Source organism: Streptomyces sp. NPDC058691 (genome assembly GCF_042714775.1).
Lineage (GTDB): Bacteria > Actinomycetota > Actinomycetes > Streptomycetales > Streptomycetaceae > Actinacidiphila.
The window spans coordinates 1-25453 of the sequence record NZ_JBHXSO010000022.1 but is presented as its reverse complement, the minus strand read 5'-3'; the positions used below and the strand labels follow the sequence as shown (position 1 = coordinate 25453).

The 25453-nt window shown below is 73.8% G+C and carries 20 protein-coding genes and 2 tRNA genes; 12 read left to right on the top strand and 10 right to left on the bottom strand.

The features are described from left to right. Positions 1 to 148: 148 nt before the first annotated feature. The 3 genes from ACFWVC_RS17495 to ACFWVC_RS17485 all read left to right on the top strand — a co-directional run bounded on the left by ACFWVC_RS17495 (position 149) and on the right by ACFWVC_RS17485 (position 3618). Positions 149 to 1141, top strand: coding sequence for a DUF1906 domain-containing protein (locus ACFWVC_RS17495; RefSeq protein ID WP_384285879.1), 993 nt, complete (start codon positions 149 to 151; stop codon positions 1139 to 1141). Between the two features lie 176 nt (positions 1142 to 1317). Beyond that, the gene (locus ACFWVC_RS17490) at positions 1318 to 1845 is read left to right on the top strand and encodes a SigE family RNA polymerase sigma factor (RefSeq protein WP_384285876.1); all 528 of its coding nucleotides are present in this window, start codon (positions 1318 to 1320) and stop codon (positions 1843 to 1845) included. A 78-nt stretch (positions 1846 to 1923) separates the two neighbouring features. Further along, a complete protein-coding gene (locus tag ACFWVC_RS17485) occupies positions 1924 to 3618 on the top strand; it encodes a long-chain fatty acid--CoA ligase (RefSeq protein WP_384285873.1) in 1695 nt (564 codons plus the stop codon). 76 nt (positions 3619 to 3694) lie between these two features. Here ACFWVC_RS17485 and ACFWVC_RS17480 read toward each other — a convergent pair whose 3' ends face one another. Beyond that, the gene (locus ACFWVC_RS17480) at positions 3695 to 7060 is read right to left on the bottom strand and encodes a PAS domain-containing protein (RefSeq protein ID WP_384285871.1); all 3366 of its coding nucleotides are present in this window, start codon (positions 7058 to 7060) and stop codon (positions 3695 to 3697) included. A gap of 204 nt (positions 7061 to 7264) precedes the next feature. Continuing rightward, positions 7265 to 7723: an SSI family serine proteinase inhibitor gene (locus ACFWVC_RS17475; RefSeq protein ID WP_384285868.1), complete on the bottom strand. Its 459-nt coding sequence runs from the start codon at positions 7721 to 7723 to the stop codon at positions 7265 to 7267. Between the two features lie 191 nt (positions 7724 to 7914). Between ACFWVC_RS17475 and ACFWVC_RS17470 the strand changes: the two genes are divergently transcribed. The 4 genes from ACFWVC_RS17470 (at position 7915) to ACFWVC_RS17455 (ending at position 9117) form a co-directional block, all read left to right on the top strand. After that, positions 7915 to 8005: transfer RNA gene (locus tag ACFWVC_RS17470), tRNA-Ser, on the top strand. Between the two features lie 182 nt (positions 8006 to 8187). Further along, a tRNA-Arg gene (locus ACFWVC_RS17465) sits at positions 8188 to 8260 on the top strand. Between the two features lie 95 nt (positions 8261 to 8355). Continuing rightward, positions 8356 to 8781, top strand: coding sequence for a DUF5959 family protein (locus tag ACFWVC_RS17460; RefSeq protein ID WP_384285866.1), 426 nt, complete (start codon positions 8356 to 8358; stop codon positions 8779 to 8781). A 123-nt stretch (positions 8782 to 8904) separates the two neighbouring features. After that, positions 8905 to 9117, top strand: a complete 213-nt coding sequence (locus ACFWVC_RS17455) for an EF-hand domain-containing protein (protein WP_360904243.1) — start codon at positions 8905 to 8907, stop codon at positions 9115 to 9117. 3 nt (positions 9118 to 9120) lie between these two features. On the opposite strand, the gene ACFWVC_RS17450 is transcribed toward ACFWVC_RS17455, so the two are convergent. Further along, positions 9121 to 9960, bottom strand: a complete 840-nt coding sequence (locus tag ACFWVC_RS17450; protein WP_384285858.1) for an MEDS domain-containing protein — start codon at positions 9958 to 9960, stop codon at positions 9121 to 9123. A 130-nt stretch (positions 9961 to 10090) separates the two neighbouring features. Next, positions 10091 to 10975: an LLM class F420-dependent oxidoreductase gene (locus ACFWVC_RS17445; protein WP_384285853.1), complete on the bottom strand. Its 885-nt coding sequence runs from the start codon at positions 10973 to 10975 to the stop codon at positions 10091 to 10093. A 220-nt stretch (positions 10976 to 11195) separates the two neighbouring features. On the opposite strand from ACFWVC_RS17445, the gene ACFWVC_RS17440 reads away from it, so the two are divergent. Genes ACFWVC_RS17440 through ACFWVC_RS17425 form a run of 4 tightly spaced genes read left to right on the top strand, consistent with a single transcriptional unit; the run spans position 11196 to position 17264 of the window. After that, positions 11196 to 11939 carry a response regulator transcription factor gene (locus tag ACFWVC_RS17440; protein ID WP_384285847.1) on the top strand — a complete coding sequence of 248 codons (744 nt, stop codon included), beginning with the start codon at positions 11196 to 11198 and terminating at the stop codon, positions 11937 to 11939. Beyond that, the gene (locus ACFWVC_RS17435; protein WP_384285843.1) at positions 11936 to 13498 is read left to right on the top strand and encodes an ATP-binding protein; all 1563 of its coding nucleotides are present in this window, start codon (positions 11936 to 11938) and stop codon (positions 13496 to 13498) included. The genes ACFWVC_RS17440 and ACFWVC_RS17435 overlap by 4 nt, the downstream gene beginning before the upstream one ends. Before the next feature lie 26 nt (positions 13499 to 13524). Beyond that, positions 13525 to 15000: a glycosyltransferase gene (locus ACFWVC_RS17430; RefSeq protein WP_384285840.1), complete on the top strand. Its 1476-nt coding sequence runs from the start codon at positions 13525 to 13527 to the stop codon at positions 14998 to 15000. Then, positions 14997 to 17264, top strand: coding sequence for a glycosyltransferase family 39 protein (locus ACFWVC_RS17425; protein WP_384285838.1), 2268 nt, complete (start codon positions 14997 to 14999; stop codon positions 17262 to 17264). The genes ACFWVC_RS17430 and ACFWVC_RS17425 overlap by 4 nt, the downstream gene beginning before the upstream one ends. Positions 17265 to 17351: 87 nt before the next feature. Here ACFWVC_RS17425 and ACFWVC_RS17420 read toward each other — a convergent pair whose 3' ends face one another. The 5 genes from ACFWVC_RS17420 to ACFWVC_RS17400 all read right to left on the bottom strand — a co-directional run bounded on the left by ACFWVC_RS17420 (position 17352) and on the right by ACFWVC_RS17400 (position 22909). Then, positions 17352 to 17822 carry a PPOX class F420-dependent oxidoreductase gene (locus ACFWVC_RS17420; RefSeq protein WP_384285836.1) on the bottom strand — a complete coding sequence of 157 codons (471 nt, stop codon included), beginning with the start codon at positions 17820 to 17822 and terminating at the stop codon, positions 17352 to 17354. A gap of 24 nt (positions 17823 to 17846) precedes the next feature. Continuing rightward, the gene (locus tag ACFWVC_RS17415; RefSeq protein WP_384286176.1) at positions 17847 to 18680 is read right to left on the bottom strand and encodes a YceI family protein; all 834 of its coding nucleotides are present in this window, start codon (positions 18678 to 18680) and stop codon (positions 17847 to 17849) included. 209 nt (positions 18681 to 18889) lie between these two features. Continuing rightward, positions 18890 to 21355 (bottom strand): MFS transporter, encoded by a 2466-nt coding sequence (locus tag ACFWVC_RS17410; protein ID WP_384285834.1) that lies wholly within the window; start codon positions 21353 to 21355, stop codon positions 18890 to 18892. An 11-nt stretch (positions 21356 to 21366) separates the two neighbouring features. Next, a complete protein-coding gene (locus tag ACFWVC_RS17405; RefSeq protein WP_384285832.1) occupies positions 21367 to 21825 on the bottom strand; it encodes a MarR family winged helix-turn-helix transcriptional regulator in 459 nt (152 codons plus the stop codon). Between the two features lie 151 nt (positions 21826 to 21976). Further along, on the bottom strand, positions 21977 to 22909 hold the full coding sequence (locus ACFWVC_RS17400; protein WP_384285830.1) for an aldo/keto reductase: 933 nt from the start codon (positions 22907 to 22909) through the stop codon (positions 21977 to 21979). 106 nt (positions 22910 to 23015) lie between these two features. Between ACFWVC_RS17400 and ACFWVC_RS17395 the strand changes: the two genes are divergently transcribed. Next, positions 23016 to 23192 (top strand): hypothetical protein, encoded by a 177-nt coding sequence (locus ACFWVC_RS17395; protein WP_384285828.1) that lies wholly within the window; start codon positions 23016 to 23018, stop codon positions 23190 to 23192. A gap of 27 nt (positions 23193 to 23219) precedes the next feature. Here the strand turns inward: ACFWVC_RS17395 and ACFWVC_RS17390 are convergent. Beyond that, the coding region (locus tag ACFWVC_RS17390; protein ID WP_384285826.1) for a LuxR C-terminal-related transcriptional regulator at positions 23220 to 25453 on the bottom strand (2234 nt) is incomplete at its 5' end.

Genomic DNA, 25453 nt, shown 5'->3' with positions numbered 1-25453 from the left:
GTCGGCCCCGGGTCTGCCGCTCGGGGCTGCGGACCGGCCGGGCGCCCTGCGGCGGCCCCGGTGATCACGAGGCCCGCATTGCTGCGTCCGGTGGACACCCGGGCGTGGCGAACGGTCCGGCGGACTGCCGCGCCCTTTCACTCATCGCATGCACGAACACAAGCCGATCATCCGATATGCGGCGATCGTAGGGCTGGTGCTCGCCTGTCTGCTGACCGGACCGGTCTCCGCGGAGGCCGCCGTCCCCCGGCTCGCCGCTACCCGCTCCGCCGTGCTCGCGCCCGTTCCGGCGTCGGCCATGGCACCGGGCGGCGACACGGATCCCGGCGACGCACTGAGCGGGTACGACCTCGGCCCGGACCTGTCCGGACTGCTCATGCCGTACGACGCCTACGGCAGCGAGGAGCCCGACGGAGCCACGCCCGAGCGGCGGAACTTCAAGGGCTACGGCTTCGACACCTGCCGCGCCCCCTCGCTGGCCACGATGCGCGCCTGGCTGAAGTCCAAGTACCGCGCCATCGGCGTGTACTTCGGCGGCCGCGCCCGTGCTTGCAGCCAGCGCAACCTCAACCGCAACTGGGTCCAGTCCGTGCACCGGATGGGCTGGCGCATCATGCCGATCTACGTCGGCTCGCAGTCGCCCTGTGTGCGCGGCAAGCACCTGCGCAACTACCGGATCGACCCGGACGACCCCGAGGGCCAGGGCGAGAGCGAGGGCTGGGACGCCGTGCGCAGCGCCGCCGACCTCGGCTTCGAACCCGGCAGCGCGCTCTACCTCGACATGGAGGCGTACCGCGTCGGGAAGGCCCGCTGCGCCGACCAGACCCTGGGCTTCATCCAGGCCTGGGACCGTCAGGTCAGCGAGAACGGCTACCTGCCCGGCCTGTACAGCAGCTCGGAGTCCGGTATCCGGCACATCGAGCGGGCCCGCCGGCAGGGTGCCGACGACCTCCCGGAGGCCGTCTGGTTCGCCCGCTGGAAGGGCAGGCCCGCGGTGCGCAGCGAACCGGTGCTCAGCCGGGACGCCTGGAACGGCGGCCGGATCCACCAGTACTCGGGCGCCGTCCGCGAGAGGCATGGCGGCAAGCGGCTGGCGATCGACCGCAACCGCCTGGACGGTCCCGTGGCCGTCGTCAACTGACACGCCGCGGATGACGCGCCGCGCCGCCGCCCCTGCGGGGTGACCCCGTAGGGGCGGCGGCGCCGCTCTCCGTCCTCCGGAGGTGGGGCGGACCCCCCTCGTACGACTTCAGGGTGACCCCGCTCCGGCACCTGCGGCGGATCCGCGGGGACCGGCCGCGCTCATAGCGTGGAGCCATGACCACGCCCGTGTGCACCAGCGCCTCGCAGGCACAGTTCACCAGCTACGTGCGGGCCAAGGGCCCGGCGCTGCTGCGGACCGCGCGCTCGCTGACCGCCGATCCGTGCGACGCCGAGGACCTGCTGCAGACCGCCCTGACCAAGACCTACCTGGCGTGGGACCGGATCGACGACCACCGAGCCGTCGACGGCTACGTCCGCCGGACCCTGGTCAACACCCGCACCTCGCAGTGGCGCAAGCGCCGCGTCGAGGAGTACGCCACCGACGACCTGCCCGAGCCGTACGGCCCGGCGGCCCTCACCGGTCACGACCAGGCCGAGCAGCAGGCCCAGCGCGACGCCATGCTGCGCGCGATATCCCGGCTTCCCGCGCGCCAGCGGGCCATGGTCGTCCTGCGCTACTACGAGGACATGAGCGAGGTCCAGACCGCCGAGGCGCTCGGCGTCTCGGTCGGCACCGTCAAGAGCGCCGTCTCCCGCGCCCTGGGCAAATTGCGCGAGGACCCCGAATTGTTCCCGGGGTAGTGACATACCGCTCGGTATGGCAGCAGAATCGCAGCACCCACCTACCTTCGCGTAGCCGCTTCGATGAGGAGGCGCCCGGTGCTGAGCACAATGCAGGACGTGCCCTTGCTGGTCTCACGGATTCTGACCCACGGCACGACCGTGCACGGCAGGTCGCAGGTCACCACCTGGACCGGCGAAGGGGAGCCGCACCGCCGCTCGTTCGCCGAGATAGGGGCCCGCGCCGCCCGCCTCGCCGGGGCACTGCGTGACGAGCTCGGGGTGGGCCGCGACGAGCGGGTCGCCACCTTGATGTGGAACAACGCGGAGCATGTCGAGGCCTATCTCGCCATCCCCTCGATGGGCGCGATCCTGCACACGCTCAATCTGCGCCTGCCCGCGGACCAACTGGTCTTCATCGCCAACCACGCCGCCGACCGGGTCATCCTCGTCAACGGCACCCTGATCCCGCTGCTCGCCCCGCTGCTCCCGGCGATGGAGTCGGTCGAGCACGTCGTGGTGGTCGGCCCCGGCGACACCGCGCCCCTGGAGGGCTGCCGTCCCGCCCTGCACGCGTACGAGTCCCTCATCGAGGGCCGCCCCGACACCTACGACTGGCCCGAGCTGGACGAGCGTTCCGCCGCGGCCATGTGCTACACCTCCGGCACCACCGGCGACCCCAAGGGCGTCCTCTTCTCGCACCGCTCGATCTACCTGCACTCCATGCAGGTCAACATGACCGAGTCGATGGGCCTGAGCGACCGCGACACCACCCTCGTCGTCGTGCCGCAGTTCCACGTCAACGCCTGGGGCCTGCCGCACGCCACCTTCATGACCGGCATCAACATGCTGATGCCCGACCGCTTCCTGCAGCCCGGCCCGCTCGCCGAGATGATCGCCGCGGAGCGCCCCAGCCACGCCGCCGCGGTGCCCACCATCTGGCAGGGGCTGCTGGCCGAACTCGCCGTCAACCCGCGCGACATCAGCAGCATGCGGCAGGTCACCATCGGCGGCTCCGCCTGCCCGCCCTCCCTGATGGAGGCGTACGACAAGCTGGGCGTCCGGCTCTGCCACGCCTGGGGCATGACCGAGACCTCGCCGCTGGGCACCATGGCCCACCCGCCGGCCGGCCTCACGGCCGAGGAGGAGTGGCCGTACCGCATCACGCAGGGCCGCTTCCCCGCCTCCGTCGAGGCGCGCCTGGTCGGCCCCTCCGGGGAGATCCTGCCCTGGGACGGGGAGTCCGCGGGCGAGCTGGAGGTGCGCGGCCCGTGGATCGCCGCGGCCTACTACGGCGGCGCCGGCGCCGAATCGCTGCGCCCCGAGGACAAGTTCAGCGAGGACGGGTGGCTGCGCACCGGTGACGTCGGCACGATCACGTACGACGGCTACCTGACCCTCACCGACCGCGCCAAGGACGTCATCAAGTCCGGCGGGGAGTGGATCTCCTCCGTCGAGCTGGAGAACGCGCTCATGGCGCACCCCGGTGTCGCGGAGGCGGCCGTCGTCGCGGTGCCCGACGACCGCTGGGGCGAGCGCCCGCTGGCCACCGTCGTGCTCAAGGACGGCGTCGAGATCGGCTACGAGGAGCTGCGCGCGTTCCTCGGCGGGCACATCGCGCGCTGGCAGCTGCCCGAGCGGTGGGCGATCATCTCGGCCGTGCCGAAGACGTCGGTCGGCAAGTTCGACAAGAAGAAGTTGCGCGCTCTGCACAAGTCCGGCGGGCTCGACGTCACGACGCTGCCCCCGCTGGCCAGAAGCGGTGTGGAGGCCCCGGCCCCCACGCAGAGCTGACGGAGCGTCAGTCAGGAACTGTCAGGGGCCCCGGTTCGCCGGGGCCTCCGGCATGTCCGCCAAAGCCTGCGGGCCGTCAGGAACCGATCTTGCCCAGCAGGTCGACGATGCGGGACTGCACGTCCGTGCTCGTGGAGCGCTCCGCGAGGAAGAGCACCGTCTCGCCGGACGCCAGCCGCGGCAGCTCCGCCGGGTCGATGTCCACGGCGGTGTAGACGACCAGCGGGGTGCGCTCCATGCGGCCGTTGGCGTGCAGCCAGTCGACGATGCCCTGGCGCCGGCGGCGCACCAGCATGAGGTCCATGACCACCAGGTTCGGGTGGAACTGCCCGGCCATGGTCATCGCCTCGGCCTCCGAGGAGGCGTGCGCCACCTGCATGCCGCGCCGTTCCAGCGTGCCGGTGAAGGCCTGGGCGATCGGCAGGTGCTCCTCGATCAGCAGCACGCGCGGCGGGTGCTGGTCGCTGTCGCGCGGCGCGAGCGCCTTCAGCAGCACGGCGGGGTCGGCGCCGTACGCGGCCTCCCGGGTCGCCTGGCCCAGCCCCGCGGTGACCAGCACCGGCACCTCCGCCTGAGCGGCGGCCTGGCGCAGCGACTGCAGCGCGGTACGGGTGATGGGCCCGGTCAGTGGGTCCACGAAGAGCGCGGCGGGCGGCTCGGCGACCTGGGCGTCGACCTCCTCGCGGGAGCGCACGATGACCGGGCGGTAGCCGCGGTCGGTCAGCGCCTGGCGGGTCGAGACATCCGGCTCCGGCCACACCAGCAGGCGGCGCGGCTCGTCGAACACGGCCTCCGGCTCGTGCGGCGCCTCGTCGGTGACATCGACCGCGCCGTTCGGGCCGTCGAGCGGTTCGGGGCCCTCGGTGTCCTCCGTCGGGGCGCCTATGGCGTACGCGCGGCCGGGGGTGTCCGCACCGCCCGGGGCGCTCCGGCCGTTCGGCGGGGACGGTGCCGGTGCCGGGGTAGGAGTCGGAGCCGCCGCGGGTACCGACGGACGGGCCTCGGACTCCATGGGGTTGGCCAGCTTGCGACGGCGGCCGGTCGGAGTGACCGGCTGCGCGGTCTGCTCACTGATCTGCTGGGCGAAGGGGACGCCCTGACCGAGGGTGCGCACGCTGATGGCGCGGCCCTGGGTCGTCGACGACTGGGGCTGCGCCGGCGGCGGCACGGGGGCGGGCGCCGGCGGTTCCGGCTGCGGGGCCGGGGGCTCGGGGCTGCGCTGCGTCTGCTCCGGGATCACCGGCGCGGGGGGCGCGGGCGCGGGGGCCGGCGCCGGTTCCGGCGTGGGCAGCACAGCCGGGGCGGGCGCAGGGGCGGGGGCGGGCAGCCGGCGCGGGTCGACGATCGCGGACGGGCGCGGGGTGCTCTCGATGATGCCGCGTGAGCGGGGCGCGGAACCCACGGCTTCCGGCCACTCGGGGGCGGCGGTTCCGTGCCCGGGGCCGCTGCCGTTCGTGCCCGGTGCGGGGGACGGGGACGGCGCCGACGGGAGGGCCGGCAGCAGGTCCGCCCGCGGCTCCTGCGGGGCCGGAGCCGGGGCGGGTGCCGTGGCGCGGCGGGCCCGGCGGCCGGTCGGCTGCTCCGGGACCTGCTGCGGTGCCGCCGGTGGAGGGGCCTGCGGCGCGGGCGCCGGGACGGGGATCTGCGGGGCCGGCGCGGCGGCCGGGATGTGCGGAGCCGGGGGGGCCGGGGCGGGGATCGCCACGGGGCGGGCCTCCAGCGCCGGAGCCTCACCGGGACGTCGCAGCGCCCGGCGGCGGCCGGTCGGGGTCGGGGAGTCCGTGGTGGGCGCGGCGGGCAGCGCCAGCGCGGAACCGCCCGCGGGGGGCAGCGCCGGCGGCGCGGTGTCGTCGGCCGGGCGGGGCGGTGCCAGGGCGGGGGCCGGGACCATGGGGGCCGCGGGAGCCGCGGGGGCCGTACCGCGCACCGGCTCCGAGGGCACCGGCATGACGGTCGTCTCCGACTCCCGCCGGGGCTCCTTCACCGCCGTCTTGCCGCCCGCCGTGCCGACCGGCACCTCGACCACGTACGCGCTGCCCTGCCCGGGCACGTCGTGCGTCTGCAGCACCCCGCCGTGGCGCTCGACGATGCCGCGCGCGATCGGCAGGTGCACCGGGTTGGCGCCGGCGTGCGGCCCGCGCACCTCGATGCGCACGGAGTCGCCGCGCTGCGCCGCCGCGACCACGATCGTCGAGTCGCCGCTGTTCGCCACGACCGGCACGTTGCCGGCCGCGTCCACGCCCGCCACGTCCGCGATCAGGTGGGACAGCGCCTGCGACATGCGCTCGGGGTCCACCGTCGCCTCGATCGGCGGGGCGTGCACCGCGTACTGGGCCCGGCCGGGCCCGATCAGCTCGATGGCCGCCTCGACACCCGACGCGACGACCTTGTCCATGGACGTGGTCTCGCGCTGGAGCTTCTCCTCGCCGCGGTCGAGCCGCTGGAAGGTGAGCACGCTGTCGATCAGCGTGGTGATCCGCGCGTAGCCCGCCGTCAGGTGGTGCAGGATCTGGTTGGCCTCCGGCCACAGCTGCCCGGCTGGGTCGTTGGCCAGCCCGGCGAGCTCGCCGCGCAGTTCGTCCAGCGGGCCGCGCAGCGTGTCGCCGAGCAGCGACCGCAACTGCTCGTTGCGGGCCGCGACCGCGTCGAAGGCCGACCGGTCGGTGAAGGTCATCACCGCGCCGACCAGCTGGTCGCCCTCCCGCACCGGCGCCGTGATCAGGTCCACCGGCACCGAGCGCCCGTCCTTGCGCCACAGCACCTGGCCCCGCGCGCGGTGCTTCAGCCCGGAGCGCAGGGTGCCGGCGAGCGGGGTCTCCTCGTACGGCAGCGGGGTGCCGTCCGGCCGGGAGTGGTGGACCAGGGGGTGCATCTCCTGGCCGCCGAGATCGGTGGCGCGGAAGCCGAGGATCTGCGCGGCCGAGGGATTGACCAGGACGATCTTGCCCTCGGTGTCGACGCCGATGACGCCCTCGCTCGCGGCGCGCAGGATCATCTCGGTCTGGCGCTGCTGGCGGGCGAGTTCGGTCTCGGTGTCCAGGGTGCCGGTCAGGTCGCGGACGACCAGCATCAGCAGTTCGTCGCCGGTGTAGCTGTAGGTCTCGGCGAAGGGTGTGCGGGCGTCGTCGAGGTTGGCGCTCGTAACCTCCACCGGAATTTCACTGCCGTCGGTGCGCCGGGCGATCATCCGGGTGGGTTTCGTGCGGCCCATGTCGTCGTCCGGGCGGCGCATGGAGCCGGGGATGCGACGGGCGTCGAAGGAGGGCAGCAGGTCCAGCAGGCCGCGGCCCACGAGCGCCGTTCCGGGGGACTCGAAGGTCTCCAGGGCGATGGAATTCGCGTTGACGACGGTGCCGTTGGCATTGACCAGCAGCAACGCGTCCGGGAGCGCGTCGAGTATTGCCGCGAGGCGAGCAGCGCCTCGGGATGGCCTGCTGCTCACGAGACGCGTCCTCCCTGGAAACCGCACTTGCCGCCGCGCCACACCCACCAAGGGGTCCTACCGGTGGCGGCCCATCTTGCCGCCGACCGCGGGGCATGTCACTAGAGCGAGTGTACGGGCAGGCGTTGGACGGGAGGCTCCGGATGCCCATGTCCCGTACGTGTGGGTATCGTTCACGATTGCGTGGCGCCGATGTGGTATCGGTCACGCCCATGGGTCGTGACGTGGCGGTTCGGTGAAGGCGCCGCCGGGGGCCGCGCCGGGCGTCGCGGGGAGCACGGGGGCCATCCGCCGCCAGCGATCGGCCTCGCAGCCGTTCGTGCGGTCGTAGCGGTCGTCCACCGGCCTGCCGTCCCAGGTGCCGCGCACCCGGGCCCGCTGCGGGCCGCCGTAGATCATCGTGCACTGCGTGCCCTTCGGGGCCGGCCCCACCGGCCCGCCCAGCCGCCGCAGCCGGTCGCAGGCGCCCCGCGCGTCGGGGTGCGTCCCCCGTCCGCCGCCCGGGCCGCAGCGCAGCTCGTACGAGGACAGGCCGTCCTTCCCGTCGTCCACGATCACCGTCAGGCGGTCCCCCGCCCGGTCCGGCGGGCAGGCGGGCGCCGGCGCGGCGGCGGTCAGCGACAGGCCGAGCGCGAGCGCGGCGGTCAGGGGCATTCGAGCCATTCGCATGCCTCGTCCCTACCGCCCGGCACCCGCCGCGACCCGGCAACGCACCCGATCGTGGGCGCGCCGCGGCGACGCCCGCCGCAACGCCTTTGCCCTGCCCATGGGCGGCCTAGTAATCTGGTCAGCGATTGGTCCCAGCCCAGTGGGCTGTGTCATCATCTGCGTGCACCCGCTCGCGCGGGACACCTGGAGGCGTCGCCTAGTCCGGTCTATGGCGCCGCACTGCTAATGCGGTTTGGGCTTTACCGTCCATCGAGGGTTCAAATCCCTCCGCCTCCGCTCCCCGGAAGCCCCGGCCACTCGGCCGGGGCTTCTGCCGTTCCCGGAGGCCCTCCTGACCCCTCCGCTGGGGCGTTTCCGCAGCTCATGCAGGGTGCGGCTAATGGATTTCACCTCACGGCGCGGGTCATGTAATGTTGTTCCCGCAACGCCGACCGGCAAGAAAACGCCGGGAAGCACAAGCACTCGTAGCTCAACGGATAGAGCATCTGACTACGGATCAGAAGGTTGCAGGTTCGAATCCTGCCGAGTGCACAGCAGGCCAAAGCCCCCTCGGGATCATCCCGGAGGGGGCTTTGTCGTGCGTACGGCAACGAAGCAGAGCAACCGTGTCAGCCTGAGGGGGAGCCTTGGCCGAGAGCGCCGAGCCGCTGGAATTGATCCGCTTGGACGACGGGGGGCAAAGCGTCGCCGTCCGCGTGCTCTCCCGGCAGGGGGACTACTACGACGCCGAGATCGTCATCGCGAGCGACTTCGTCAACGCCACCGTCCGGACGGGGTTCGACGCCGAAGACATACAGGAATGGGGCTCGCTCCTGGATGCCGTCGAGGAAGCCGACGCCGACCAGGACGAAGACCTGGTGTTCGCCGGGGACTGGCCGTACGAAGGCGGCACCGCGTACCTCACCTTCGTGGCCGACGACCCCTACGTGGTCGAGGTCCACGATGCGCCCGGTACGCAGATCTGCGTGCGCGTGCCCCTGGACCTGAGCGGCGACTGGATCGCCGAGGCGCGGGAGCGGCACGCGGATGTCCGGCGGACGCTCGGGGTGTAGACCCTCCGTCATGCGTCCCTCCCCTGGTCGGGAGGGACGGTTGGCCGCACGCCGGGAGAGGGCCGGGCCGGGGCGGCTAGGGTGTCCGCTGCAGACCGACACATACATGGAGGGGTGGTCACGATGGCCGACATCGAGGCGTGCAAGCGAGCGTTCACGCGGTACGACATCGACGGGGACGGTCTCATCACGGCGAGCGAGTACAAGAGCGTGATGGCCCAGCTGGGTGACTTCAACGTGACCGAGACGGTGGCCCAGTCCGTGATCAGCAGGGTCGACACCAACGGTGACGGCAAGATCTCCTGGGACGAGTTCTGGGCGGCGCAGCAGGTCTGAGCCTCAGGTCTCGTCGAGGACGAGTTGGGGGACCTCGGTCGCGCCGCACAGGCGAAGGGTCCGGGCGTGCAGTCGCGGGCAGCGGACGGTGACGCGGTCGGCGGGGCCGAGGGACGCCGCGTGGCGGATGAGGACGCCGGCGCAGCGGGCGTCGATGAATCCGACACCGGTGAGGTCGATGACGTACGGCGGGCCGGCCGGTGAGGTGAAGGCGTGGCGCAGGCCGACCTCGAATTCGGTGCGCGTGGCGAGGTCGGCGTCGCCGCTGAGGGCGAGCGTGCCGCCGAGCCGCTCGACATGAAGGGCGCCGGACGGCGGCCGCAGGCACACCGGGTGGGCGGCGCGCACCCGCGCCAGCAGTGAGGCGTGGAAGCGCCGCTGGTCGTACTCGCAGACGGCGGTGAGCCCGAGGCCCGCCAGCACCGGGGTCATGGCGGCCTCGTGCCCGATGAGCCGGTCCCGGTCGAGGCCCGGCCGCAGCGCCCAGGACATGTCGCCCGCGGCGCGCAGTCCGCGGTAGCCGAGGCGGCGGGCGGTCTCGGTGAGGGCGGACCAGGCGGCGGCGGAGTCGTAGCCGGGGACCAGCGGGGTGATGACGAGTGCCCCGCGGCGCACCGCCTCGGCGGCGCGGACGCCGAGTGCGGTGAGCCTCGTCACGGCCTCCGCCGGGGGTGTGCCGCGCCCGCTGAAGAGCAGGACGCGTTCCCCCTGGTCGAGGCCGATGGCGGTGAAGGCGGCGCGGACCTCCCAGCGGGCGTCCTCGTCCTCGAAGCCGAGGCAGGCGTGGTCGCCGGACGCCATGCGGTCGACCGGGACGGTTCGGGGCACGGTGCCGCTGTCCATGGGCCGAACATACGCCCGGTCCCGGTGCCCGGCCGGGCGCTGAACGGCTTTGAGCGGAGGCTTCCGTTCCTGACGGACGGTTGTCCCCGACTGTCGCCAACTGCCTCTTTTCGCAGGTCCGGTGACGGGCTCAGAGCCCCAGAGCCGCCGCGAGCCGCCGCCACTCCTCGCGCGGCAGACCGTTCCGGTCCCCGCCGGCGGTCAGCACCTGGACGGCGACGTGGTCGGCCCCCGCGTCGAGGAAGGCGTCGATGCGCTCGCGCAGCCGCTCCTCGTCGCCCCAGCCGATGAGCGCGTCCACCAGGCGGTCGCTGCCACCGTTCGCCAGGTCGTCCTCGGTGAAGCCCAGCCGCAGCCAGCTGTTGGTGTAGTTGGGCAGGGTCAGGTAGAACGAGAGCATGGCGCGGGCGGTCGTTCGGGCCCGCTCGGGATCGGTGTCCAGGACGACCGTGAACTCCGGGGCGAGCAGCGGGCCCCGGCCGAGGATCTCGCGGGACTGCGCGGTGTGCTCGGGGGTGACGAGGTACGGGTGCGCGCCCGCGGAGCGGTCGCGGGTGAGCTCCATCATCTTCGGGCCGAGTGCGGCCAGCACGCGGCGGCCGGCCGGGACCCCGGCGGCGTCCAGTGCGTCGAGGTAGCCGGTCATGGCGGCGTAGGGGCGCTCGTACTGTGCGGCGAGCTTCGCGTGGCTGACGCCGAGCCCGAGCAGGAAGCGGCTGGGGTGGGCGGACTCCAGCGCGGACCAGCGGGCGGCGACGTCCGCGGCCTCGTACTGCCAGATGCTGAGGATGCCCGTCGCGACGGTGATGGACGAGGTCGCCTCGATCAGCGGGGCGGCGTGCTCCACGCCGCTGCTGCCGCCGAGCCAGAGGGCGCCGTAACCCAGCTCCTCCAACTCGGCTGCGGTCTCGGCGAGTTCCTTCGCGCGGGCGGGGTCGGGGTCGCGCAGACCGCCGTTCCACAGTCCGTACCGGCCGATCGCCTGCGCCTGCGTGCCGTTGCCGCTGAAGCCCATGGGCCGTCTCCCACCACCAGGTCGACTGAAGTCCGGAGTCCGTCGTACCAAACGCGGCCAGGACACCTCCGCATTCCCCGCGGGCGGCGTGTTCGCGTCCGGCCGCCTCCCGTGCTCCCCGCCGCCCAGGGACCCTGGCGGGCTGTCACGAAGGCGTTTCTCAGACAATTCACAGAGACCGCCAAGGGTGCTCTCAGCGGCGGCTCACAGGATTTTCCCCATGACCGCGTCTCCTTCCTCCGCCGCCGCCGACCTCACCCGTCCTGACGGCTCCCCCGTGCGCGTCCTCGTCGTGGACGACGAGACCGCCCTGGCCGATCTGCTCTCGATGGCCCTGCGTTACGAGGGCTGGGAGGTCCGCTCCGAGGGCAGCGGCGCCGACGCCCTGCGCGCCGCCCGCGAACTGCGCCCGGACGCCGTGGTCCTGGACGTGATGCTGCCCGACATGGACGGGCTGGAGGTCCTGGCCAGGCTGCGCCGCGACCTGACCGACGTGCCCGTGCTGTTCCTCACCGCCAAGGACGCCGTCGAGGACCGCATCGCCGGGCTCACCGCGGGCGGCGACGACTACGTCACCAAGCCCTTCAGCCTGGAGGAGGTAGTCGCCCGGCTGCGCGGCCTGCTGCGCCGGGCCGGGGCGGCCGCCGCGCGGCAGGAGTCGCTGCTGGTCGTCGGCGATCTCGTGCTGAACGAGGACAGTCACGAGGTCAGCCGCGCCGGCGCCGGCATCCACCTCACCGCCACCGAGTTCGAGCTGCTGCGCTACCTGATGCGCAATCCGCGCCGGGTGCTCAGCAAGGCGCAGATCCTCGACCGCGTCTGGTCGTACGACTTCGGCGGCCAGGCCAATGTGGTCGAGCTGTACATCTCCTACCTGCGCAAGAAGATCGACTCCGGCCGGCCCCCGATGATCCACACCCGGCGCGGCGCCGGATACCTGATCAAGCCGGGCGAACCGGCGTGAGCCGCGGCGCACCCGCGCCGCGCCGTACGCCCGCCGCGCGCCGGCCCCGGCGCCGCTGGTCGCTGCGCACCCGGCTGGTGGTCTCCTCGGTCGCGCTCATCGCGGTCGTCTGCGCGGTGATCGGCACGGTCACGGCGCTCGCCCTGCAGTCCTTCCTCTACGCGCAACTGGACGGCCAGGTCGCCGCGGTCGCGAAGCGCGCCCTGGGTCCCGGCGGCGATCAGCGGAGCCTGCCGAGCGGGGACCGCCGGGCCGCCGGCGACGGTTCCCCCCTGCCCTTCATCACCGGCCCCGGCATCCCACCGGGCACCGTCGGCGCCCAAGTGGACTCGGGCACGGTCGTCCTCGCCGGCGTCAGCTCCCAGCCCAGCAGCACCACGGGCACCCGCCTGGACATCGAGCAGCTCACCGCCCGGCAGGCCGCCGTCTTCGCGTACGTCCCGCCGGACGGCGCCCTCCACACGCTGGACGTCCCGGGCCTGGGCACCTTCAGAGTGCAGTCGGTCATCTACGGCTACGGGCAGGCCCGGATCGTCGGGCTGCCCACCGCGAGCGTCCGGGACACCATCGGCACCCTGGTCCTCGTCGAGGTCTGCGTCACCGCCGCGGGCCTGGCCGCCGCCGGGATGGCCGGCTTCGTCATGATCCGGCTCAACCTCCAGCCGCTGCGCCGGGTCGCCGCCACCGCGACCCGCGTCTCCGAACTCACCCTGCACCACGGCGAGGTGGCGCTCCACGAGCGGATGCCGGACGCCGACACCGATCCCCGCACCGAGGTGGGCCAGGTCGGGGCCGCGCTCAACCGCATGCTCGACCACGTCGGCGGCGCCCTGCACGCCCGGCAGGAGAGCGAGACGCGGGTACGGCGGTTCGTCGCCGACGCCAGTCACGAACTGCGCACCCCGCTGGCGTCGATCCGCGGCTACGCCGAGCTGACCCGCCGCGGGCGCGAGGCCATCGGCCCGGACACCCGCCACGCGCTGGGCCGCATCGAGTCGGAGGCCGCCCGGATGACCACGCTCGTCGAGGACCTGCTGCTGCTCGCCCGGCTCGACGCGGGCCGGCCGCTCAGCCTGGCCGGGACCGACATGTCGCCGCTGGTCGTCGACGCGGTCAGCGACGCCCGCGCGGCCGGGCGCGACCACCGCTGGCGGCTGGAACTCCCCGACGACCCCACCGTCGTGCGGGGCGACCCGCAGCGGTTGCACCAGGTGCTCACCAACCTGCTGGCGAACGCCCGTACGCACACCCCGCCCGGCACCACCGTGGTGGCGCGGGTCGTGCCGTACGGCCCGGAGGTGCGGGTCGAGGTCGCCGACGACGGCCCCGGCATCCCGCCCGCCCTGCTGCCGCACGTCTTCGAGCGCTTCGCCCGCGGCGACGCCTCCCGCTCCCGGGCGGCCGGCAGCACGGGCCTCGGACTCGCCATCGTGCAAGCGGTGGTGACCGCGCACGGCGGCCGGGTGTCGATCGACAGCGAGCCCGGTGCCACCGTCTTCCGCGTCCACCTGCCCGCCGCGGACTCACAGGCACCGCTCAGCGCCGCCACAACGTCATGACAGCGCGCGCCGGGAGGGTCGTCGGCATGCGAACCCAACAGCTCCCGCCGACCGGCCGGGAGGATCGGAGCCCGGGGAGCCTCCCCGCCCGCGAGCATCTGGCCGTCTCCCGGACCGGACCGGTACTGGACGTCGTGATCCCCGTCTTCAACGAGGAGAAAGACCTCGAAGGCTGCGTCCGCAGACTTCACGCGCACCTGGAGCGGACCTTCCCCTACCCCTTCCGGATCACCGTCGCCGACAACGCCAGCACCGACCGCACGGCCCTGATCGCCAAGGGGCTGGAGGCCGGGATACCGGCCGTCACCGCCGTCCGCCTGGAGCGCAAGGGCCGCGGGAACGCCCTGCGCGCGGTGTGGTCCGCCTCCGACGCGCCCGTGCTGGCGTACATGGACGCCGATCTGTCCACCGACCTCAACGCGCTGCTGCCGCTGGTCGCCCCGCTCATCTCCGGCCACTCCGACCTGGCGATCGGCTCCCGGCTGGCGCGCAGTTCGCGCGTCGTCCGGGGCGCCAAGCGGGAGTTCATCTCCCGCTCCTACAACATCCTGTTGCGGACCTCGCTGGCCGCCCGTTTCACCGACGCGCAGTGCGGCTTCAAGGCGATCCGCAAGGACGTTGCCGAGCGGCTGCTGCCGCTGGTGGAGGACAGCGGCTGGTTCTTCGACACCGAGCTGCTGGTGCTGGCCGAACGGGCCGGGCTGCGCATCCACGAGGTGCCGGTCGACTGGGTGGACGACCCCCACTCGACCGTGGACCTCGTCCGCACCGCGACCGACGACCTCAAGGGCCTGTGGCGGATCGGACGGGCGCTCGCCACGGGCGCGCTGCCGCTGGACCGGCTGCGCCGGCCCTTCGGCGACGACCCGCGCGACCGCGACATCGCCGACGTGCCCGCCGGGCTCGCCCGGCAACTGGCCGGCTTCTGCGCCGTGGGCGGGCTGAGCACCGTCGTGTACCTGCTGCTCTTCGCGCTCCTGCGCGGCGCGACAGGTGCCCAGCCGGCCAACGCGCTGGCCCTGCTGATCTCGGCGGCGGGCAACACCGCCGCCAACCGGCGGCTGACCTTCGGCGTGCGCGGCCGGGACCGGGCCGCGCGGCACCAGGCGCAGGGGCTGGTCGTGTTCGGCATCGGCCTGGCGCTCACCAGCGGCTCGCTGGCCGCCCTGCACAGCGCGAACGGCAGTCCCTCGCACGGCACCGAGATCGCCGTCCTCGTCGCGGCCAACCTGGCGGCGACCGTCCTGCGCTTCCTGCTCTTCCGCGCCTGGGTCTTCCCGGACCGCGCGGCCTCCGGCGCCGGATCGCCGGTGCCGCCGGTGCCGCCCGTGCCGCCCGTGGCGGTCCGGCCGGGCACGCCGTACGACGACGAGCCGGCCGCCCGGCGGCGGCCGGGACGGCACGCCCTCCCGCCGCACCTCCTTCCGCACGATTCCGCGGCCCCCGTGACGGCCGCGGAATACCCGGAATACGAGGCACACGACCCCAGGAGCCACCGATGACCACGTCGCACCACGCGCCGGAGGGGACCCCGGGGACCCCGCACACCGTCCCGCCGGTCCCGGGACACACCCCCGCGGCCGTGCACCGCACCCCGGTCCCGGCCGACGCACCGCCGCCGGGGGCCACAGGACGAAGCCCCGTCCCGCAGGGGGCACCCCCGCCCTTGGCCGTGCGGCCCCTCGATACCGGCGGCGCCGCTGGTACTGCTGGTACCGCCGGAATCGCCGCCCGTCTGTGGCGGGGGCGGCCGGAGGACCCCCGCTGGGCCCGGCCGGCGTTCCTCGCGCTGCTCGCCCTCACGGCCGTCGTCCAGTTGTGGGACCTGGGCGCCTCGGGATGGGCGAACTCCTTCTACTCCGCCGCCGTGCAGGCGGGCGCCGAGAGCTGGAAGGCGTTCTTCTTCGGCTCCTCGGACGCCGGCAACTCCATCACCGTCGACAAGCCCCCGGCCGCGCTGTGGCCGATGGCGCTGTCGGTGCGGGTCTTCGGACTGAGCTCCTGGTCGGTCCTCGTGCCCGAGGCGCTGATGGGCGTGGCGGCGGTGGGCGTGCTGTACGCCGCCGTGCGACGCCGTTTCAGCGCGGCCGCGGGGCTGATCGCGGGGCTCGCGTTCGCGCTCACGCCGGTCGCCGCCCTGATGTTCCGCTTCAACAACCCGGACGCCCTGCTCTGCCTGCTGATGGTGGTGGCGGTGTACTGCGTGCTGCGCGCCCTGGAGGACGCCCGGACGAAGTGGCTGGTGCTCGCGGGCGTCGCCTTCGGTCTCGCCTTCCTGACCAAGACGCTCCAGGCGTGGCTGATCCTGCCGCCGCCGGCCGTCGTGTACGCGGTGTGCGCGCCCACGCGCGTCAGGCGGCGGTTCGGGCAGATCGGGCTCGCGGGGCTGGCGGCCGTGGTCTCCGGCGGGTGGTGGGTCGCGATCGTCGAGCTGTGGCCCGCGTCCTCGCGCCCGTACATCGGCGGATCGCAGGACAACAGCTTCCTGTCGCTGACCTTCGGCTACAACGGCTTCGGCCGTATCACCGGCGACGAGACCGGCTCCGTCGGCGGCGGCGCGGGTCCGGGCGGCGGGGGCCAGTGGGGCGAGACCGGCTGGGGCCGGCTGTTCGGCACCGACATGGGCGGTCAGATCGCCTGGCTGCTGCCCGCGGCGTTCGTCCTGCTCGTGGCCGGCCTGTGGCTGACCCGGCGGGCGCCGCGCGCCGACGCCCGGCGCTCGGCCTTCCTGGTCTGGGGCGGCGCGCTGGTCTTCACCTTCCTGACCTTCAGCTTCATGTCCGGGATCTTCCACCAGTACTACAACATCGCCCTGGCGCCCTATATCGCGGCGCTGGTGGGCATGGGCGCCACGCTGCTGTGGGAGCGGCGCCGGCACCCGGCCGCGTCGGCGGTGCTCGCGGCCACGGTCCTGGTGACGGCGGTGTGGTCGTGCGTCCTGCTGGGCCGCTCGGCGGACTGGTACCCCTGGGTCCGGTACGCGGTACTCGTCGCCGGGATCGCGGCGACGCTCGGACTGCTGCTCGCGGCGCGACTGGGCCGGCACCTGGCCTTGGCGGCGGCCGCGCTCGGCCTCGCGGCGGCGCTCGGCGGGCCGCTGGCGTACACCCTCCAGACGATCGGCACCCCGCACACCGGCTCCATCGTGACGGCCGGACCCGCGGTGCAGGGCGGCATGGGCGGCATGCGCCGCGGCACCGGCGGCTTCCCCGGCGGCATGCGCGGTGGCACCGGCGGCTTCCCGGGCGGCGGGCAGGGGCAACAGGGCCAGCAGGGCTTCCCGGGCGGTGGCACCGGTGGCTTCCCGGGCGGTGGCCAGGGTCAACAGGGCTTCCCCGGCGGCCCGCAGGGCGGTTCCGGCGGCACCGGACGCGGTGGCGCGGGCGGCCTCGGCGGCCTGCTGAACGGCGCGACCGTGAGCGACGCCGCCAAGAACGCGCTCCTGGCCGACGCCGACCGCTACACCTGGGTGGCCGCCGCGATCGGCTCACAGAACGCGGCGAGCTACCAACTGGCCACCAACAGGGCCGTGATGGCCATCGGCGGCTTCAACGGCAGTGACCCGTCCCCGACCCTCGACCGGTTCAAGAACTACGTGGCACAGGGCCGGATCCACTACTTCATCGCCTCGGGCGGCATGGGCGGCGGCGGCCGGGGCAGTAGCGGCAATGGCACGGCCTCACAGATCAGCTCATGGGTCGAGGAGAACTTCGGCTCCACGACCCTGGGCGGAGTGACCGTCTACGACCTGACCGACCCGAGCTGACCCAGGTCGTGGACGCGGGAAGGGGGGGGGCCCTCGGCCGCCGCCCCTCGCTGTACACGGGCGGGCCCGCCCGGCCCAGCCGGCCGGTCAGTCCTCGGAGGGCGCCAGCCGGGCCGGGAAGCCGCCCGTCGCGAGGGGCCCCCAGCGCTCCGGGGTCACCCGGAGCAGCGACTTGCCCTGCTTGAGCATCGCGGCGCGGTACTCGTCCCAGTCCGGGTGCTCGCCGGCGATGTTGCGGTAGTACTCCACGAGCGGCTCGACCGACTCCGGCGGGTCGACCACCTCGGCGGTGCCGTCGATCTGGACCCAGGGCCCGTCCCACTCGTCGGAGAGCACGATCACGCTCGCCCGCGGGTCGCGGCGCGCGTTGCGGGCCTTGGCCCGCTCGGGGTACGTGGAGACCACCAGCCGCCCGGAGTCGTCGACGCCGCAGGTCACGGGGGAGCCCTGGGGGCGCCCGTCCGAGCGGGTGGTCAGCAGCAGGGCGCGGTGGCGCGGACGGACGAACTCCAGCAACTGATCGAGCTGCACGGCGGTGTTGGTCGCGATGTAGGCCATGACAGCAGCCTATGCCGCCCGCGGCTACAGGGCGGGGAGCGTGGTGCCCTGCACGGCCTGGATGTCGAGCTCGACCTTCACGGTGGTGCCGACGGCGACGATCCCGGCCTGCACGACCTGGTTGTAGTGCATGGCGAAGTCCTCCCGCCGTAGCTGCGCCGTCGCGCGGAAGGCGGCGCGCACCCCGCCCCACGGGTCAGGGCCGGTGCCCAGGTAGGCCAGGTCCAGGTCCACCGGGCGGTTCACGCCGCGCATCGACAGCTCGCCGTGCACGGTCCAGCGGTCCGGGGCGGCCTGCTCCAGGGAGGTGCTGCGGTAGGTCACGCTGGGGTGCGCCGCCACGTCCAGGAAGTCGGGGGAGCGCAGGTGCGCGTCGCGGGTGCCGTTGCCGGTGTCGATGGACGCCGCGTCGATCACGGCCTGCACGCCGGAGCGCAGCGGATGCTCGGCGATCTCGATGCTCGCCGCGAAGCTCTTGAAGCGGCCGTGCACGCTGGACAGGCCCAGGTGCTGGGCGACCGCGCGGATCTCGGAGTGGGCGGGGTCGACGGTCCACACGCCCGGCGGGGGCAGTTCGACACCGCCGGAGCGGGCGAGCGTCAGGGTGCCGACATCCGCCGAACCCGAGGCGTTGACCAGCGCCGTCGCCGCCGTCGGGCGGTAGCCGACGGCCGTCACGATGACCGTGTACGCGCCCTGGGCCAGCGCGGCGGTGCGCACCGTGCCCTCGGCGTCCGCGGGCTCCCTGGCGACCTGCTGACCCGTCATGTCGGTGACCGTCACCACGGCGTGCGGCACCGCCCAGCCGTCCTTGGTCAGGACCCGCCCCCGCAGGCCCGTCTTCCCGGTCGTGGTCATGCTCATCGCTCGCCTTCCGTTGCGTGTGTGTTCCCCGGGGGAACGGGGCCCGGGGCGAACCCCGGGCCCCTGCGGGAGCCACCCGGTGTGGCCCGGTCCGGACGGTGCGGCCGTCCCCTGCCGTGCCGTCAGGACCGGACCGGGGTCCCCCCGCGCCGGTTCGTGCGTCTCCGCAGGCGCACGACCCGGCCGTTCTCGAGCGGGCCCGCTCACCCCTCGGGGTGGCTGAGCTCCACGTCGACGTCCTTGGCGCTCTCGTCGCCGACCGTGATCGTGGTCGCCACCGGCGGGAATCCACTGGCTATGAGCGAGTACTCGCCCGCGTCCAGATCGCCGAAGGCGTACCCGCCGTCGCCGCCGGTCGTGGCGGTGGCCACGACGTTGCCCGCCCCGTCCACGAGGGTGACGCGGGCCTCGGGCAGCGGCAGCCGGGTCGCGCCGCCGAGGACGGTGCCCTGGACGCGGCCGCCGAGGCGCAGCGCGACATCGACGTGGGTCGGGCCGGTGCCGGCGACCCCGACGGGGAGGGCGACCGGCCGGAAGCCGGTGGCGTTGACCGCGAGGGTGAAGTCGCCGGCCGGGAGGCCGTGGAAGCCGAAGCCGCCGTCCTGCCCGGTGCCGCCGCTGGCCAGCACCTCGCCGCGGATGTCGGTGACGACGACCACGGCGCCGTGGACGGGGATGCCGTCCGCCTCGGAGGTGACGGTGCCGGTGAGGCCGCTGGTGCCGGCCAGGACCACGTCGTAGGGGACCGGCTCCTCGCCGACCACGACCGTGGAGGCCTGCGGCTGGTGGCCGTCGGCCGCCGCGATCAGGACGTACGAGCCGGCGCCGGGCGCGGTGAGCACGTAGCCGCCGTCGGCGTGTGCGGTGGCCCGGCCGAGCTGCTTGCCGGTGAGCGAGATCAGCGTGAGCGTGGCGCGTTCGACGCCGGCGCCTTCGGAGTTGCGTACCTGGCCGTGGATCATGGGGCCCTCCTGGACGGGTGCGGGCGCTGGTGCGGGTATGGGTTCGGGTGCGGGCAGCGGGACGGTGGCCGGGGCCGCGGCCACCGGCTCCTGGCCGCCGGGTACGACGGCCGCCGGCTCCGGCTGTCCGGACACACCGGCCGCCTGCTGCAGACCGCTCGACGTCCGCAGCGGCACCTCCTTGATGAAGAGCACCAGCAGCAGCGCGAGGAACGCGACCGGGGCCGCCACCAGGAACACATCGCCCGCGCCGTGGCCGTACGCGGTCTCGATGACGTGGCGGATCGGCGCCGGCAGCGACCCGAGGTCCGGGATGGCGCCGTCGGAGGAGCCGGTGGAGTCCACACCCAGCGCGGACAGTCCGTCCGTGGTGTAGTGGGTGACCCGGTTGGCGAGCACCGCGCCCAGCGCGGAGACGCCGACCGCGCCGCCGAGGGTGCGGAAGAAGGTGACCATGGAGCTCGCCGCGCCGAGGTCCCTGGCGCCCACCTGGTTCTGCACGGCGAGGACCAGGTTCTGCATCACCATGCCGAGGCCCAGGCCCAGCAGCGCCATGAAGATCGCCATGTGCCAGTAGACGGTGTCGTACCGCAGCGTGCCCAGCAGGCCCAGGCCCGCGGTGAGCAGCACGCTGCCGGAGACCAGGATCGCCTTCCAGCGGCCGGTCCGGGTGATGACCTGGCCGGAGACGGTGGAGGACACGAACAGGCCGGCGATCAACGGAATGGTCAGGACGCCGGACATGGTCGGCGACTTGTCGCGCGCCAGCTGGAAGTACTGGCTCAGGAAGACGGTTCCGCTGTACATCGCCAGGCCGACGAAGAGCGAGGCGGCCGAGGTCAGGCTGATCGTCTTGTTGCGGAACAGCCGCAGCGGCATGATCGGCTCGCGCGCGCGGGACTCGACCAGTACGAAGACCAGGCCGAGCAGCACCGCGCCGCCGGTCATGACCCAGGTCTGCCAGGAGATCCACTCGTACTTGTCGCCGGCGAAGGTGACCCAGACGAGCAGCAGGCTGACGGCGGCCGTGACGAACGTGGCGCCCGCCCAGTCGACCTTGGCCTGGCGCTTGACGACCGGCAGGTGCAGGGTCTTCTGCAGCACGACCAGCGCGAGGATCGCGAAGGGCACGCCGACGTAGAAGCACCAGCGCCAGCCGAGCCAGTCGGTGTCGACGATGACGCCGCCGAGCAGCGGGCCGCCGACGGTGCCGACCGCGAAGGCCGCGCCGAGGTAGCCGCTGTACCGGCCGCGCTCCCGCGGCGAGATCATCGAGGCCATGATGACCTGGGTCAGCGCGATCAGGCCGCCGACGCCGACACCCTGGACGATCCGGCAGGCGATCAGCATGCCCGTGTTCTGCGACAGCCCCGCGATCAGCGAGCCGACCACGTAGATCACCAGCGCCAGCTGGACCAGCAGCTTCTTGCTGAACAGGTCGGACAGCTTGCCCCACAGCGGGGTGGTGGCGGTGGTGGTGAGCAGTGCGGCGGTGATGACCCACGTGTACGCGCTCTGACCACCGTGCAGATCGGAGATGATCTTCGGCAGGGCGTTGGAGACGATCGTGGAGGACAGGATCGCCACGAACAGGCCCAGGATCAGCCCGGTCAGGGCCTCCATGATCTGCCGGTGCGACATGGGGGCCGCGTGTCCGCTGTGGGCGTCGGTCCCCCGCACACCGGCCGGTGCTGCGGTTGTTGCCATCGTCATCCTCTTCACGTCGTGATCGTTTGCGTACGGGGGTGGCAGTCGGCGGTGAAGGCCGTGCGCAGCCGCTCCAGCAGCCCGCAGAGCTCCATGACGTCCTGATCGGGCCAGTCCCGCAGGTGGTCGGCGAGCGAGGCGGTGACTCCGTCCTGTGCGGCGCGGAGCATGTCCATGCCGCCAGGGGTCAGCCGCAGCAGCCGCGAGCGTCTGTCGTGCGGATCGGGCAGCCGGTCGATCCAGCCGCGCTCCGCGAGGTGTGCGACATGGCGGCTGGTGACCGACATGTCGATGTCCAGCAGCTCCGCCAGCCGGCTCATCCGCAGTTCGCCGTGGCGGCTCACGACCGCGAGCACACCCAGCGAGGCGGGCGGGCAGTTCGGCGGGCACGAGCGGCTGAGCTCGCGGGCCACGGCGGGAATGGCGCGCAGTTGGCCTGCCAGCTCCCCGTACAGCTCCTGCGATGCCATGTGGACCGTCGCCTTCCCTCCGGACTATTGGTTGCCTTGAGCAACCGTAGGATTGATTGGTTGCTGCAGGCAAATTCTTATGGGTAAAAAGCTCCAAAAGGAACGGCCCGCCTCCAGTCAAGGAAGCGGGCCGTGTGGCGAAAGGCGCAGGTCAGGCCGATGCCTCGGTGAGCAGCTCAAGCTCCTGAGCGGTCAGCTCCAGCTCCATCGAGGCCAGCAGCGCCGGCAGCTGTTCGGGCGTCCGGGCGCTGGCGATCGGCGCAACGACGGTCGGCCGGGACCGCAGCCAGGCCAGCGCGACGCTCGCCTGCTCCGCGCCGTGCGCCGCCGCCACCTCGTCCAGCGCGGCCAGCACGCGCGGCCCGCTCTCCGACTCCAGGTAGGCGCCGGCCCCGCCCGCGCGGGGGCTGTCCACCACGACGCCGGGCCGGTACTTGCCGGTGAGGAAGCCGCGCGCCAGGCCGAAGTAGGGGACCGAGGCCAGCCCGTGCGCCCGCACCACCTCGCGCAGCGGGCCCTCGTACTCCCGCTCGACGAGGTTGTAGTGCTGCTGCAGCGCCACGTACTTCGCCAGGCCCTCCCGGTCGGAGAACTCCAGCGAGGCGGTCAGCCGCTCCGGGCTGATGTTGGACGCGGCGATGTAGCGCACCTTGCCCTCGCGGACCAGCGCGTCCATCGCGCCGATGATCTCCTCGACCGGGGTCTCGACGTCGTCGAAGTGCGTGTAATAGAGGTCGATGTGGTCGGTGCCGAGCCGGCGCAGCGACTCCTCCGCCGCGGCCTTGATGGTCGCGGCCTTCAGGCCCTTGAAGTCCGGGTGGGAGCCGACCTTCGTGGCGACGACGATGTCGTCGCGCCGCCCGCGCTTGGAGAGCCAGCTGCCGATCAGGAACTCGGACTCGCCGCCGCTGTGGCCCGGGACCCACGAGGAGTAGGTGTCCGCGGTGTCGACGAAGTTGCCGCCGGCCGCGGTGTACGCGTCCAGCACGGCGAAGGAGGTCTCCTCGTCCGCGGTCCAGCCGAAGACGTTGCCGCCGAGGGAGAGGGGAAGAACATCGAGATCAGAGGTGCCGATGAGTGCCATGCAACGTGCGACACCATTTCGACGGGCGGTATTCCCGTACCCGTCCCCCGGTTGTCCGGGCCCCAGGGGTGACCGGCACGACATGACTTCGCTAGGGTCCTGCACCATGACTACCCCTGACAACAATTACGACCCGGCCGGCAACACCCAGATGTTCCGCGCCTTCGTCGACGAGGAGCCCGCGCAGGCCCAGACCTCGGGCGGCAACCGGACGGGACTGATCGTCGGCATCATCGCGGCCGTCGTGGTCGTGGCGGCCGTCGCCTGGTTCGCCCTGGCCTGACCCACCACCGGTGACCGGGCCGCCCGGTCAACGGAACAGTGCCGCCAGTTCGACGCGGGAGCGCACGCCCAGCCTGCTGAAGATGTTCCGCAGGTGGTACTCGACGGTGCGCGTGCTGAGCACCAGCAGGTCGGCGATCTCCTGATTGGTGGCCCCCTGGGCCACCAGCTCGGAGATCCGGGTCTGCTGCGCGGTCAGCTCCCGGGCCCCGCCGGGCTCCCGTGCCACCGGTCCGACGCGGTCGCCCGCCGCCCGCAGTTCGGCGGTGGCCCGCTCGGCCCACGGGCGCGCGTCGAACTGCCGGAAGACCGCCAGCGCGTCCCGCAGCAGGCCACGTGCCTCGCCGGGACGGCGGATGCGGCGCAGCCGGGAGGCGTAGAACAGCTCGGTCTTGGCCAGTTCCAGGACGGTGTCGTCGTCCTGGTGCAACCGCAGCGCCTCGCGGAAGTGGCCGACGGCCGCCGCGTCGTCCTCGGCCAGCAGGGCATGGCAGCGGTGGGCCTGTGCCAGCCGCAGCGTGCTGTGGCTGCCCGCGGCCCAGTCCTCGTAGCCGCGCAGCGCGCCCTCGGCCTTCGCGCGCTGCCCGCAGCGCACCGCCGCCTCGACGAAGTGCGGGGTGGCCAGCCCCCGGATCGCCAGGTTGACCTGGCCCGCCCCTGCACGCATCCGGCCGAAGCGGGAGAGCGCGTCGGCCGGACGGCCCGCGGCGAGGTCCGCGCAGGCCGACGCCCAGGAGTTGAACGCCTCGGGACGGCCCAGTCCGCGGGACGCCACCGCGTGCCCGGCGGCCTTCATCCGCACCGCGGCGGTGGCGCTGTCGCCCTGCAACGCCGCCAGCAGGGCCAGTACGGACAGATGGTCGACGGCCAGATTGCGCTGGCCGGTCTCCTCGGCGAGCCGCACGCCCTCCTCGGCCGCCTCCCCCGCCGCCGCGTAGCGGTCCAGCGCGAGCGCGCACAGGGCCTCGTACACCAGGGCCGCGGGCACCAGGGCGGCGGCGCCCTGGCGCCGCGCCCGCTGCGCGGCGGCCGAGGCGAGCGCGTGCGCCCGCCGCGCGTCCCCCAGGGTGTACGCCGCCTGGCTTGCCCAGATCGCCGACTCCGGATCGCCGGCCGCCTCGGCCAGCCGCACCACCCGGCGCAGCGCCCAGTGGGCCTCCCGGTGCCGGCCGGCGAAGGTCGCGGCGAGGCCCGTGAAGTGGTCGAGGACCAGCCGCTGCGCGGGGGTCTCGTCGCCGCGGCGCATCGTGCGCGCCCGCTCGGCGAGCGCGAAGTAGGCGGTGAAGTCCCCCGCCAGACAGCACGCCTCGCCCGCCAGCATCAGCGCCCGTAGGGCGAGGGTGCGCTGCGTCGCCGGGAAGCGGCCGATGGCGCCGGTCAGATCGCGGCATGCCGCGGCGGGCACGCCGTCGCGCAGCCGGATCTCACCCTGGACGAGCGCGCGCAGGGCCTCCGACGGCGCCGGGCCGCCGCCCGGTCCGGCCCGGCGCAGCAGTTCCCGCGCCCACCGGGTGTCCCCCGAGGTCCGCGCGTCGGCGGCGGCCGCGAGCAGCCAGCGGTCGCGGGTGGCGGGGTGCGCGGTCGTACCGGCGCCGTGTTCCAGGGCGGCGGCCGCCGCGGCGTGGCCGCGGTCGCGGCGGGCGGCGGTCGCGGCCTCCTCCAGTTGCCGCTCGGCCGCCGGTGCGGGCCCGGTGGCGAGGGCGAGCCGGTGCAGGGCCCGGTAGAGCCGGGCGGAGGAGGGGTCCAGGACGGCGGCCAGGGTGGCGTGCGCCGCCGTGCGGTCGGCGGGGGAGAGCAGCGCGGCCAGCGAGGAACGCAACAGCCGGCCCGGCACGGCCGTCGTGCCCTCCCGGGTGACGAGGAGCCCCGCGGCATGGGCGCTGTCCAGGGCCCCGGCGCCCAGACGCAGCCGGCGGGCGGCGGCCCGCAGCAGGGCGGCGGGCAGCGGGCCGCCGGCCACGACCACCGACACCAGGGCGCGGGCGGCCGGGCTCAGGGCGTGGAAGCGGGCCCGGTGCCGTTCCCGCAGCCTGCTCTCGGCCGGGAGCGCGGGCGGGTCCGGCAGCAGGCCGGCGGCCGCGGCGTCGGCGAGTTCGGTCAGGGCGAGCGGATTGCCCCCGGCCAGTGCCAGCACGGTGGCCGCCACCGGCTCCGGCAGCGCCGTCCCGGACGGGCGCCCGGCGAGCAGGCGGCGCGCGGCCGCCGGGCCGAGCGGGCGCAGGCGCAGGAGGCCGACGCCCTCCAGCGCGGCGGCGGCCGGGT

Excerpts from the sequence above, each read along its gene's own strand:
- ACFWVC_RS17450 (WP_384285858.1), bottom strand. The coding sequence starts at position 9,960 with ATGGACAGCGGCACCGTGCCCCGAACCGTCCCGGTCGACCGCATGGCG.
- ACFWVC_RS17445 (WP_384285853.1), bottom strand. The coding sequence starts at position 10,975 with ATGGGCTTCAGCGGCAACGGCACGCAGGCGCAGGCGATCGGCCGGTAC.
- ACFWVC_RS17430 (WP_384285840.1), top strand. The coding sequence starts at position 13,525 with ATGCGAACCCAACAGCTCCCGCCGACCGGCCGGGAGGATCGGAGCCCG.
- ACFWVC_RS17490 (WP_384285876.1), top strand. The coding sequence starts at position 1,318 with ATGACCACGCCCGTGTGCACCAGCGCCTCGCAGGCACAGTTCACCAGC.
- ACFWVC_RS17410 (WP_384285834.1), bottom strand. The coding sequence starts at position 21,355 with ATGGCAACAACCGCAGCACCGGCCGGTGTGCGGGGGACCGACGCCCAC.
- ACFWVC_RS17495 (WP_384285879.1), top strand. The coding sequence starts at position 149 with ATGCACGAACACAAGCCGATCATCCGATATGCGGCGATCGTAGGGCTG.
- ACFWVC_RS17420 (WP_384285836.1), bottom strand. The coding sequence starts at position 17,822 with ATGGCCTACATCGCGACCAACACCGCCGTGCAGCTCGATCAGTTGCTG.
- ACFWVC_RS17395 (WP_384285828.1), top strand. The coding sequence starts at position 23,016 with ATGACTACCCCTGACAACAATTACGACCCGGCCGGCAACACCCAGATG.
- ACFWVC_RS17475 (WP_384285868.1), bottom strand. The coding sequence starts at position 7,723 with ATGGCTCGAATGCCCCTGACCGCCGCGCTCGCGCTCGGCCTGTCGCTG.
- ACFWVC_RS17440 (WP_384285847.1), top strand. The coding sequence starts at position 11,196 with ATGACCGCGTCTCCTTCCTCCGCCGCCGCCGACCTCACCCGTCCTGAC.
- ACFWVC_RS17425 (WP_384285838.1), top strand. The coding sequence starts at position 14,997 with ATGACCACGTCGCACCACGCGCCGGAGGGGACCCCGGGGACCCCGCAC.
- ACFWVC_RS17405 (WP_384285832.1), bottom strand. The coding sequence starts at position 21,825 with ATGGCATCGCAGGAGCTGTACGGGGAGCTGGCAGGCCAACTGCGCGCC.
- ACFWVC_RS17400 (WP_384285830.1), bottom strand. The coding sequence starts at position 22,909 with ATGGCACTCATCGGCACCTCTGATCTCGATGTTCTTCCCCTCTCCCTC.
- ACFWVC_RS17415 (WP_384286176.1), bottom strand. The coding sequence starts at position 18,680 with ATGACCACGACCGGGAAGACGGGCCTGCGGGGGCGGGTCCTGACCAAG.
- ACFWVC_RS17455 (WP_360904243.1), top strand. The coding sequence starts at position 8,905 with ATGGCCGACATCGAGGCGTGCAAGCGAGCGTTCACGCGGTACGACATC.